Annotated in this window: 2 protein-coding genes; both read right to left on the bottom strand. The window is 53.2% G+C overall.

The window, feature by feature from the left end; genetic code table 11:
* Positions 1-143 precede the first annotated feature (143 nt).
* Positions 144-1,742, bottom strand: a complete 1,599-nt coding sequence (locus GXO76_06095) for an anaerobic sulfatase maturase (GenBank protein NOY77425.1) — start codon at positions 1,740-1,742, stop codon at positions 144-146.
* 91 nt (positions 1,743-1,833) lie between these two features.
* Positions 1,834-4,161, bottom strand: coding sequence for a family 20 glycosylhydrolase (locus GXO76_06090; protein ID NOY77424.1), 2,328 nt, complete (start codon positions 4,159-4,161; stop codon positions 1,834-1,836).
* Positions 4,162-4,380 lie beyond the last annotated feature (219 nt).

The following is a 4,380-nucleotide window of genomic DNA, read 5'->3' as shown; positions in this document are numbered from 1 at the left end:
GTTGTACATGCCAGGTGACATAATTTGTGATTTGAAATTTCAACTCTACGTCTTTGCACCCTTGCGGTGAATCTTTTATGCCGCGAATGCGCGAATGGTTCTGTAGGGGCGATTCGCCCCGACGAATCCCCGATCTCCACCTCTCACATCCGGTTGGTTCTTTTCCACACCCGGGCCAATTCCTGGAGGCGGGCATCGGCGTGTTCAAAAAACATTTTGTACGAGCGGCAAAAATGGTTGCTTCCCTGATCCCGCGGGTCCCGCAGCCGATCCTTTGGACAGCCGCCCCAGCAGTGCTGCAACCAGGGACAATTCAAACACTCTTTTGGCAGGTGCACCTTAACCTTTCCAAATGCGTCCTGTTTGGGCGAATTCAGAAGGTCAATCAGTTGATCTTCCATTACATTGCCCAGACGCCAGCGGGGTTCCACAAAAAAATCGCAGGCGTACACATCGCCATTGTGCTCAACCACTACGTAAATTCCGCACTCTTTGTGCAATGTGCAATCAGGCGGCGTCAGTCCCACGTACGTGTAAAAAACAGATTCGAAAAACCGCACGGAGGTTGTCGGCTGGCCATTCTTGAAATCACTCCACCACAAATCAAAAACTTTCTGTAAAAAGCGTCCATACTGCTCTGGCGACACCGAAAAGGGTGCGGCCCGGGTGGGATCCCGCGGATCGGTTTCTACGCAGGGGATGAATTGCATGTACGTGAGGCCCAGTGATTTGTGGAACGCGTAAATTTCTTCCGGAAACTGCGCCGAGTAATCCGACACAACGGTCAACGCGTTCACGGCGACTCCGGCGTCCAGAAGAAGTTTGGCCCGATCCACCACCTGTTCCCAAGAACCTTGCCCCCCCCGAAACAGGCGATAATGGTCGTGAATGTGCCGGGGACCATCCAGAGACAAACCGATTAAAAACTGATTTTTTCCCAAAAAATGGGCCCAATTTTGGTCCAGAAGAATCCCATTGGTTTGAAGCCCATTTCCTACCGTCTGCTCCTGTGCGTATGTTTTCTGAAATTCAACGGCCTTTTCAAAAAAAGGAAGTCCCATGAGGGTGGGTTCGCCCCCCTGCCAGCCGATGGTAATGGACGGCCCCCCCTGTTTCAGAATTTGCTTCGTCATTTCTTCAAGAATCGCCTCATTCATTCGGTGCATTTTGACCCGTGGGAACAGGCTCGCCTTTTCGAGATAAAAACAGTAGGTGCAGGCCAAATTGCAGTCCGGGCCTGCCGGTTTGACCAGCACAGACGTCAGGGCTTTTCGGTACGCTTTTGGGGCTGATTCTTTGGTTACACGAATGTCTGCCTTCGATCGAAGATTTTCCAGAAACGCGTCCAATTGTTCCGCTTCCGAACGGGAGGGATCCGAACACACGTCCGCAATGAGTCGCTGCACCCGAATCTGCCGCGTTATGGCCAGGCGAATCTGAAGCTTGTCACGGGCCGTAACGCCGAAGTGAACCTGCAGCGCTTCAGGGCTGCCGTATTCTTGTACCAGCCGCCGGTACTCACGGTCAACCTCGCTTTTTCGAATCTTGTAGCCGCGTTTCTGCGCTTCCTGTTCCAGCAGAAGTCGTTCCACGGCATTGTCTTCGGCCCATTGGCGAAGTTTTTCCTCCCGCTCTTCCGGTGGGAGTTCTGAAAACTGCTGGTCAAACATCGGCCGCATTCGGGTTATTTCCGCCTGAATAGCCGCCTCCGAAATTTCCTGTCCGTTGACAAAAATCGGCATAGGGTTGCATTCCTCTTGATCGTGGGTGTGAAATTGTTTTGTATGAAAAATAATTCAGTCAGCTACATCCCTTAAATCGGGATTTTTCCCTTTACTCCACCACAATTTCGTCCGTAAAAAGCCAGGCCTTGCCGCCGGCGCCCGGATGCCAGGGCGGGCACACACCGCGATTTTTGGCGTGCACGCGGACGAAGCGAACGGGAGCCCCCGAATAGGCGCAGTGAAAGGTTTTAACGATTACCTCATCCCCCACCCGCGGCGAAATTCGATTCACAGACGTGTGAACGGGCGTAAAATTTTGCCCGTCCTGCGACACGGAAAATGTGACGGTCAGCGGCAGGAAAATCCAGGAGCCGGTGTTTTGCAAAAACCGCACGCTTATTTTTCGGACAGAAACAGGCTTTCCCAGATCCACGGTTCCCACAAAATCAGTCCCCTCGTAGCCCTGCCAGCGGCCGTCGCGGTAAAATTTTGTCCCGAACAGGCCGTCCGTAAGGGCAAAATCTTCTCCGGCCGTGTACTTTGGACTGTAGGGCGATTGCAATTTGACCGGGCAGCCCAGCGCCTGGTGAGCCAGCAACGCCATTTTGGACACATCGCTGACGCGCTTGTTTCCCAGAAAAGCCGCCGCCCGCAAGGCGGCCGAATGTTTTAAATGAAAGGGAGACGTGTACCGCCTGGAAGCAAGCGTTGGGGTGCTCCCATCCAACGTGTAATGGACCTCGGTCTGGCTCATGTGGGGTTCCAGCTTTACCTGCCACTGTTTTTTGGCAGGATTGAATTCGGGAGCGATGTCAACAGCAAACAAACTGCGGGCCGCGTGAACACCCAACACCTTGTAGCGTTTGAATTGCACCAGAAGCCGATTGAAGAAATCATTCCAATTCCTTTTTTCCGGCGGCGACCAGAGCACTTCGGCCATGGCGGCCAGACGCGGGTAAGTCATGTACTCCGCGTGCCGGGGCGTGGCGATGTACTCCGTCCAGAGATTGGCCTGTCCGCCAAGCACGTGTTTGGCCTCTTCGGGCGTCAGGGCCTTGGGTGTGGGATTGAATTGGTACACCTTTTCGATGGGCAGATTCCCACCAATGGCCAGGGGTTCAATCCGGGGGTCACCCTGGTAGTAATCGAAATAACAGTAATTTGTGGGACTCATGACCACATCGTGATGTTGCTTTGCCGCTGCAATGCCGCCCTGCGTGCCCCGCCAGGACATCACAATGGCGTTAGGCGCCAGACCGCCTTCCAGAATTTCATCCCAGCCAATGAGCCGCCGGCCGTGGGCATTGAGGAATTTTTCAATCCGGCGAATAAAATAGCTTTGCAGCTCAGCTTCGTTTTTCAGGCCCTCTGCCTTGATTCGCGCCTGGCACTTGGGGCACTGTTTCCAGCGGTCTTTGGGAACCTCGTCCCCACCCACATGAATGACCGGAGACGGGAAAAGCTGCATGACTTCCGTGAGCACATTCTGGAGAAAAACAAACACACTGTCGTTTCCGGCGCAGTACACATCTTTGTGAATGCCCCACTCCGTGGCCACGTGAAACGGCCCGCCCGTACAGGAAAGTTGCGGGTAGGCTGCCAGAGCCGCCTGGCAGTGGCCGGGCATTTCAATTTCGGGCACAATGGTAACGAACCGCTTTTGGGCGTAGGCCACCAGTTCCCGAATGTCGTCTTGCGTGTAGTAGCCGCCGGTAATGGTGCCGTCGCCGGTGCGGCGCCAGGAGCTAATTTGCGTGAGTTTCGGGTACTTTTTGATTTCAATCCGCCAGCCCTGGTCGTCGGTCAAATGCAGGTGGAGATGATTCATTTTGTGCAGGGCCAGCAGGTCAATTTGCTTTTTAATAAAATCTTTGGTGAAAAAATGGCGCGCCACATCCAGCATAAAACCACGCCAGGGGTAGCGGGGCTTGTCCTGAATCGTAACGACCGGAATGACCCAGCGGACGTTTGCGGGATCGCTGGTGGCGTACACGTCCGGCGGAAGGAGTTGAAAAAGGGTTTGTACGGCGTAAAAAAGCCCGGCCGGGCGATAGGCCTCCGCTTGAACGGCCTGCGGCGTGACCGTCAGCCGGTACCCCTCGTCTCCCAGAGTTTGGTCAGACACAATTTGAAAGCGAATTACCGATCCCGGATTTGGCGGAAGCTGGTTCGAAATTGAAAGCACCCGGCCCGTCGAGCGCCCGAGCTGGTCCGCAAAATAGTGCACAATCTGCCGAATCGAGGAATCGGTTGTGTCCGCAACAATTCGGGTCTTTTGCGTGAGAACAAAAAATCCTGTCCCTCTTTTTAGATGAGCCGGGGCGGGAATAATGCTGATTTCCGGCGCCCGGGTTGGAACAGGCCTTTTCATGGGAAAACAGGAAAAAAGCAGCAGAACAATCGGAAGGACCAGGAGGAACATCTTGCTTCGCTTCATCGGAAATCCTTTCAAATTGTGACAGATTTGGAACAACTGGTTTCTGATTTCAGGCATTTATTTTTCTTAACGCCGGTCATTTTGAGTTGATTGGTACCAGCATCCCCAAACACGAGGAGATTTTCTCTTTGCAAAGTCGCAAGATTTTGCGGCTCTACAAACCATTTTTGATTTAATGTTTTGGTAAAGATTTTCTTCTAAGAAATCTTTGGAAAAATC

It is taken from the genome of Calditrichota bacterium (assembly GCA_013151735.1).
Lineage (GTDB): Bacteria > Zhuqueibacterota > JdFR-76 > JdFR-76 > BMS3Abin05 > BMS3Abin05.
Note: the sequence above shows the minus strand (reverse complement) of the source record. Positions and strands in the feature narration are given on the sequence as shown.

Bases quoted from the DNA above. Each gene is read 5' to 3' on its own strand.
- GXO76_06095 (NOY77425.1), bottom strand. From the start codon at position 1,742: ATGCCGATTTTTGTCAACGGACAGGAAATTTCGGAGGCGGCTATTCAG.
- GXO76_06090 (NOY77424.1), bottom strand. From the start codon at position 4,161: ATGAAGCGAAGCAAGATGTTCCTCCTGGTCCTTCCGATTGTTCTGCTG.